Raw genomic sequence first — 5,644 nt, 5'->3', positions numbered from 1 at the left:
TTTTCGTCGGCCTCAGGTCCTTTTTCATCGACCTCAGGTTCATGATCCTCATCTTCAGAAACAGTAGTACTTTTATCAAAGATCGCTTGGGCCATACTTTCAAACTTTTTCGAAGCACTCATGAAGAAATCCGCAAATTTGTTGAACATTTCTGCTTTGACCAGAATGACGGCTCCCTTGCGCTTGTTCCCGAATACGATGAATTTCTCACCGGGCTTGAGTTCAAGTTCTTCTCTTGCTTCTCTAGGAATAACAATTTGTCCTCTCTCACCCATAGATGTTGTTCCCAGCACTTTGCCATGCCCGAATCCGTGACTATTTTCTTTTTTTTGATGCATCATAAATCGCTCCTTTAATAATCAATCTGCACAATAGTATGATATTTCATACTAATCATATTTTCAATGATTGCGGTAACTTTTTTCAAGATTACCGGTAATGAGGCAAAAGCGCTTAAAAAGTTGAATTTCATTATACTCAAAGTATACCTGGGATTTGCATGGTATTTTAGGTAAAATATGCCCGAAGGAGTGACGTATAAATGTTAAACAAGGTGAGTATCATTTAAGTCCTCAAAAGGACGTTGTAAGATTTGTAAATTTTTTACTGGATGAGATATTATAAATTATAACGAGGTTGTTAAAATCAGTGATGCCTATTTACTGCCATATGTAACAGAGTTGTACGGATTAGCAGGCTATAACATTAAGCCGGTTAAGTCTCATAAGAGAGGGCGTAATGTTGTTTATACCTGTGAGAAGGAGGGCACCGGTGCAAAAATACTCCGAATCGCCTTCTTAAATGACAGAAGCCGGGAAGACTTTCTGGGTGAGCTTGAGTATGTCAGGTATTTATTCGAACATGGCGGAAGTGTCTCGAATGTAGTCAGTTCGCGGAAGGGGAATCTGCTGGAAGAGATAACTCATAATCATCACACCTTTTTTGTCTGCCTGTTTGAAAAGGCTAAAGGAAAAATGCTTGTGGATAATCACTACCGGTATCGGGAAGGCGTACCTATTTCTGAATACAATTATAACTGCGGTAAAGTTCTGGGGACGCTGCACCAATTATCAAAAGGGTATGCTCCAGTCCATTCCCGGTACAGTTTTTTTGATAAATATAATGCTGAATATATCGGTAAACTGATCCCCGGCTCGTTACCTCTGCTTAAGGAGAAGTTGCTGGGGCTCCTTAAATCCCTGGAAGGATTAGACACGGACCATGAGTCTTTCGGAATGATCCATTTTGATTATAATGATGGGAATTATTCGATAGATTTTGATACCGGGCAAATAACCGTATACGATTTCGATAATTCATGCTTCGGCTGGTATATGTTTGACTTGGCCAGTATCTGGGGAAACGGCATGGGATGGATACAATCTGAACCAGACGCCGGTAAGCGTGAAAAGTTTATGGAGGATTATTTTGAAACAGTCCTCGAAGGATACAGATCCGAAACCAGGATGGATCCTTCGATGTTGAATAAATTGCCCTTGCTTATTCAAGCAAATCTCATGGAGGGTATTATAGATGCATTCGAGGTAATGCGAAACAACGGTGAAGAGCCGGAGTGTGATGAGGAGCTGTCGTATTATATAAAATGTCTGGAAGACGATATCCCTTATTTCGGATTTTTCCATGAGATTTATTCATGTGAAGAACCCTTTGAGTATGAGAAACGAAATATTTGAACAGCAAAACATCCGTAGCAGGTGCGGTGGCTCCTGCTACGGATGTTTTACTTTTTAGAGCGCTTCGCCTACTTTGTGAACGCGCAGCAGGTTGGTGGTTCCGGTGCGGCCTGCAGGGACGCCTGCGGTGATGACCACCAGGTCGCCATCTTGTACGTAACCGGCCGACTTGGCCAGTTCAACGGCGGCTGCTACGGCTGTATCAGTGCTGGAAGCGGACTCGCTGCGGAGCAGCGGGGTTACACCCCAAGTCATGGACAGGGCACACAGTACGCTCTCCTTGGTGGATACGGCGATAACCGGTGCAACCGGCTTGTGCTTGGCGATTGTCCGGGCGGTAAAGCCGCTTTCGGTGAGGGCGAGAATGGCCTTGGCGGAGAGCACGAGGGCGGTGCGGGCAACGGCCTCGCCGATGGCGCCGGTTACGTCTGTGGCAGACTCGCCACCATTGCAGCTGCAGCGGCCGTAGTGACCCAGGACGGACTCGGCGCGGGCGGCGATGCGGGCCATGGTCTCGACGGACTCCAGCGGGTACTTGCCTGCGGCGGATTCGCCGGACAGCATGACGGAATCAGTGCCGTCGAAGATAGCGTTGGCGACGTCGCCCGCTTCCGCGCGGGTCGGTCGCGGGTTCATCTGCATGGACTCCAGCATGTGGGTTGCGGTGATGACCGGTTTACCGGCCAGGTTGCACTTCTTGATCATATCTTTCTGAACCAGCGGCACGTCCTCCACCGGCAGGTCTACGCCCAGGTCACCGCGGGCTACCATCAGGCCGTCGGCTACACTCAGGATCGCGTCCAGGTTCTCCACGCCCTCGTCATTTTCGATCTTGGCAATGACTTGGATATGGCCGGCCTTGTGCTCATTCAGGATATGTTTAATCTCGAGGATGTCTTCGGCTTTGCGGACGAAGGATTGAGCGATGATATCGATGTTCTGCTCAATACCGAACTTGATGTGCCGGATGTCCTTCTCGGTTACTCCGGGAAGGCTGGTTTTGATGCCGGGAACATTGACGCCCTTACGCTGCTTCAGCTTGCCGCCGTTCGTGATGAGGCAGGTGATCTCGGTACCTTCTGCCTTTACGACCTCCAGACGAATCAGACCGTCATCGATCAGGATGATGCTGCCGGGCTTCACATCTTGGGGCAGCTGCTTGTAGGTGATTTGAATGCGGTCCTTGGTGCCGAGTACTTCCTCTGTGGTCAGAACCACGACTTCACCCGGTATCAGCTCCGCGTAGTCCGAGGCCAACTTTCCGATGCGGATTTCCGGACCTTTGATGTCGAGCAGGACGGCAACATATTGGTTCAGCTCCTTGGCTGCCTCCCGGATGCGGCGGATGCGCTCCGCATGCTCGTCCAGCTCTCCGTGGGCGAAGTTCAGGCGGGCGACGTTCATACCGGCTTGAACCAGCTTCCGTAGCATTTCGGGGCTTTCGCTGGAGGGACCGATAGTGCAGATGATTTTAGTTTTGCGCATGGTTTTACCTCTCCTCATATTTAATATTGAACTCTTGTGAATGTTTTCTCTACCTCATACAATAAAGCATAACGATTCATCAGAAAAATATATATATTTTCGTTAATCATCAATTTTAATGTAGAAGGCAGGTTATCTTATGAATCTTCACGCCCTTAAAATATTCCACACCATCGCCGAAAAAGGCGGTGTCACCCGCGCCGCGGAGGAACTACGGATCAGCCAGCCTGCAGTTACAGCCCAGGTTCGCAACCTGGAAAAGGAGCTGGGCATTCAATTGTTGGCCTCCAAGGGGCGCGGCATTCTATTGACCGATGCGGGCCAGATGCTGGCCAGCCACGCCAAACGGCTGTTTGCGCTGGAGCGTGAGCTGGATGAAGTGGTCCGGGAATACAAGGCCGGGTTCAGCGGTATCCTGCGGATCGTCGCCACCTATCTGCCAGCCAATCTGCTGCTGCCGGAATGGCTGGCTCTGTATAAGCAGAAGCATCCTTCCGTGGAGGTGGTCCTGACTACAGCCAATTCCCGGGAAGCGGTGGAGGGGCTACTGCAGTACGATGCGGAGGTAGCCGTCTACGGCGGCGGCTGGGAGGAGCAGCCGGGCATCGAATGGGAGGAGCTTCTGGAGGATGAACTCTGGTTCATCGTACCCAAGAACCATCCATACGCCGGGAAGGAAATTACATTAGCGGAAATGATGAAGGTTCCCTTCATTCTGCGTGAAGAGGGAAGCTCTACCCGGGAACGTCTATTCTCCTTGTGCCGGGCTTTGAACGTGAATCCTCCCAAGGTCGGTCTGCAATTTAACGGGGTGAACGAGATGGTTAGGGCCGTCATGGCGGGCTACGGTGCCATCTTTATCTCCTCCCTGGCCGTAAAGGACAATGTCGAGCGGGGAGAAGTGGACCGTGTGATGGTCAATGGCGCTTCGCTGCTGAATCCGATTGCTGTCTGTACCCGGAAGCAGGAGACGTTGTCGCCGGCAGCGTCAGCATTCCTCTCATTGGTCCGGGAGCAGTCGAAAGGACGGGCTGGAAAATAACTGTTCCGATGAGCAAGTCACCTCTGATTATGGAACATGCTGATGTTATTTTACTCTCGTAGGATCAGGAATATCCAAAGTCTTTCATATGACACTCATGCATCAAGGGACTTTTGCCTCCATGGGATATTTTTTACGGAATAGCAAATTCCTTGAAGGATTTTCCAATGATTTATGGAAAGATAGGAGTACCTGAAATTGATATACATAGCCATTGTAAGCGGGGGAGTAGCGGGCATGCGGATATGGTGTTCTAGCTTCGGTTATCCTGTCCGGTTCCACGGCCATTTCGTTGTCTACGCGGGCGATCATTTGTCGGGAAGTCAATTCGGAAAAGAGGAATAGCTGATGTCAAGGTATAGGATAGGCAGTACCCAATTAACAGGAGCGGATGGCGTTCGTGCGATCGCTTGCTTGTCAGTCATCCTGCATCATGCATCACAACGTCTGGCGATGCCCGCGCAAAAACATTGGCTTCAAGAAGTGCAGTCGGTTGTCCTGCTTGGGAACAGCGGGGTCAGCCTGTTTTTCGTGTTAAGCGGATTTTTGTTATCGTTCCCCTTTTGGAGCGCGTATATGGATAATGAGGGGTATCCTAGTATCCGGAAATATGCAGTCCGCCGCGCTGCAAGAATTATGCCCGGCTTCTATGTTTCGTTTTTGGTTTGCCTATTGCTTGTATGGAGGCTGGATATTCCTACGGAGTTCTTGTGGCGGCGAATCTTAACGGGTTTTACATTTACTTCGGGCTTTCACTATACCACGTTTTTCCCGTCTGACTTGAATGGGCCATTCTGGTCGATCAGCTTTGAGGTGTTCTCCTACATACTTATGCCTTTATTTATGGCTTTATTGTTTATGCTCAGCAAGCGGCGTTCCTTCGGAAAGGCGATTGTGTTCTGGGTCGCCGCGTTTGGAGTGATGCTGGTCGCCAACTCGCTTGTACACCGTTGGTTTACGCCTGGCGAGAATGGCCGGGGCTGGGATTATGGCCAGCTCGGCGGTGCGAAATACTGGATGCCGAATTACAATCCTATCGGATTCTTCGAGCACTTTACCATTGGCATCCTGGCGGCGGGTGTAACAGTCGCAATTCTGCAGCGCGGGACCGCAATTGAGCGACTGCGCAAGCTAGGGCTGTTTGACGCAGTCGGCGCAGCCGCCTTAGTAATTGCAGGCTTGCTAATCTGGCGTATGCGCCATCAGGGCGAATTTGACTTCAGCCTCCAGCATCAACCGTATTACTTTCCCGCGTATGCCATTTTGTTCGGGGTCGTGCTGTTGTCGGCACCGTTCAGTTTGATCCTAGGGAGATGCCTGGATAACCGCTTTTTCCGGTATACTGCGAAGGTTTCGTTTGGCCTGTATATTTGGCATTATTTGTTCATTACGTTAATCGAAAAGTACGGCATTAAGGATTATC

The 5,644-nt window shown here is 49.8% G+C and carries 5 protein-coding genes; 3 read left to right on the top strand and 2 right to left on the bottom strand.

The genetic code is table 11. The features are described 5' to 3' along the window. A partial coding sequence (locus AQR02_RS32475; protein WP_167347617.1) for an AbrB/MazE/SpoVT family DNA-binding domain-containing protein occupies window positions 1-338 on the bottom strand: 338 nt, incomplete at its 3' end. Window positions 339-680: 342 nt separating this feature from the next. On the opposite strand from AQR02_RS32475, the gene AQR02_RS13795 reads away from it, so the two are divergent. After that, window positions 681-1,694, top strand: coding sequence for a phosphotransferase enzyme family protein (locus tag AQR02_RS13795; RefSeq protein ID WP_245237427.1), 1,014 nt, complete (start codon window positions 681-683; stop codon window positions 1,692-1,694). Window positions 1,695-1,748: 54 nt separating this feature from the next. Here the strand turns inward: AQR02_RS13795 and pyk are convergent, their stop codons facing one another. Continuing rightward, entirely contained in the window at window positions 1,749-3,179 is a 1,431-nt protein-coding gene (pyk, locus tag AQR02_RS13790) for a pyruvate kinase (protein ID WP_054940983.1), read from the bottom strand. A 139-nt stretch (window positions 3,180-3,318) separates the two neighbouring features. On the opposite strand from pyk, the gene AQR02_RS13785 reads away from it, so the two are divergent. Both AQR02_RS13785 and AQR02_RS13780 read left to right on the top strand, forming a co-directional pair. Then, window positions 3,319-4,221 carry a LysR family transcriptional regulator gene (locus AQR02_RS13785; protein ID WP_054940982.1) on the top strand — a complete coding sequence of 301 codons (903 nt, stop codon included), beginning with the start codon at window positions 3,319-3,321 and terminating at the stop codon, window positions 4,219-4,221. A gap of 348 nt (window positions 4,222-4,569) precedes the next feature. Next, the coding region (locus AQR02_RS13780) for an acyltransferase family protein (RefSeq protein ID WP_082451846.1) at window positions 4,570-5,644 on the top strand (1,075 nt) is incomplete at its 3' end.

Origin of the sequence: Paenibacillus ihuae, from assembly GCF_001368795.1 — a bacterium.
GTDB classification, from domain to species: Bacteria; Bacillota; Bacilli; order Paenibacillales; family Paenibacillaceae; genus Paenibacillus_AQ; species Paenibacillus_AQ ihuae.
The sequence above is the reverse complement of the archived record's forward strand: the minus strand, read 5'-3'. Positions and strand labels throughout refer to the sequence as shown.